Annotated in this window: 1 protein-coding gene; it reads left to right on the top strand. The window is 77.1% G+C overall.

The annotated features are described in order from the left end of the window. Nucleotides 1–51 precede the first annotated feature (51 nt). Nucleotides 52–777 (top strand): 2'-5' RNA ligase family protein, encoded by a 726-nt coding sequence (locus tag FNQ90_RS24120; protein ID WP_182608281.1) that lies wholly within the window; start codon nt 52–54, stop codon nt 775–777. Nucleotides 778–1,143 lie beyond the last annotated feature (366 nt).

Here is a 1,143-nt window from a genome sequence, read left to right as displayed (position 1 = left end):
ATTCCGTTTCGGCCGGGCGCGCGAGGGGGCGGGGTCGGGGAGACTGCGGTCATGCGCCTCTTCTCCGCCCTGCTCCCGCCCGAGGCCGTCCTGCGCCGGGTCGCGGAGATCACCCGGGAACTGCGCGATCTGCCGGAGGCCGGGAGAGTGCGCTGGACCGACCCCGCCGGATGGCACATCACCCTCGCCTTCCACGGCGAGTGCCCGGACGGGATCCTTCCGGACCTGGGCGAGCGGCTCGGCCGGGCCGCCCGCAGGAGCGCGCCCTTCCACCTGAGGCTCACCTCCGGGGGACGGTTCGGTGACAGGGCGCTGTGGTTGGGGGTCGCCGACGCCCGGCCCCGGCTCGACCCCCTCCCGCCGGCCGGCGACGGAGGGAAGGAGGTGGTCTCCTCCGAGCCGGGGGGCCCTCCGCTCGCCGGAGCCGGTCGGCCTCCGCGGGAAGCCGCGACCGGCCGCGATCGCCCGGTGGTGCGGTTGGCCGAGGCGTGTCGTGCGGCCGGGGCCCGTGCCGGGGCACCGCACAGGGAGACCGTGCCCTTCCGTCCCCACCTGACCCTCGCCAGGTCCCGTGGGGGAGCGGGGCGTGCGATGGCGGTCCTCGCCGGGGTCCCGGGGGACGTCATCGGGGAGGCATGGCTCGTCGACCGTCTCGTACTGATCCGCAGCGAGCTGCCGTCGGGCGCCGCACCGGGAGCCGGGCCGCGTTACACCCCGCTGCTGGCCCGGGAGCTGGGCACGGGACGTGCCGTGGAGGCGACGAACGCGGGGGGCTGATCCATCGGGGCCCGGTCCGTTCCCATCGCCGGCTCTCCCGCTCTTCCCGCTCCCTCCGGTGAGTCCCGTGCCCGTCGGGGTCCCCTGCCCCGCCGTCCGGGGGCGCGGCGCCGTGCCGGGGAGAGCCGTCATCCACACCGGTAAGGCCCCCTCCGGAGCGGAGACCCCGGGGGCGCGACCCCGCCGCGCCGGCCGGTGCCCGGTCCGGCTACCGTGGGGGCGTGGACGCGAAGACCCGCGCGCGCATCGTCAGCGCCGCCCTGATCCTGATGTTCGCCGTGGTGTTCATCGCCACCGCGCTCGGTCGCTGATCCCCCGGCCCCCGATCCCACCGGAGGGCCCATTGGCGACGGGGCCGCCGTGCCC

Origin of the sequence: Streptomyces alkaliphilus (genome assembly GCF_014141535.1) — a bacterium.
GTDB lineage: Bacteria > Actinomycetota > Actinomycetes > Streptomycetales > Streptomycetaceae > Streptomyces > Streptomyces alkaliphilus.
The sequence above is the reverse complement of the archived record's forward strand: the minus strand, read 5'-3'. Positions and strand labels throughout refer to the sequence as shown.

What these genes read in the sequence shown, in the direction of transcription:
- FNQ90_RS24120 (WP_182608281.1), top strand. Translation starts at nt 52, where the DNA reads ATGCGCCTCTTCTCCGCCCTGCTCCCGCCCGAGGCCGTCCTGCGCCGG.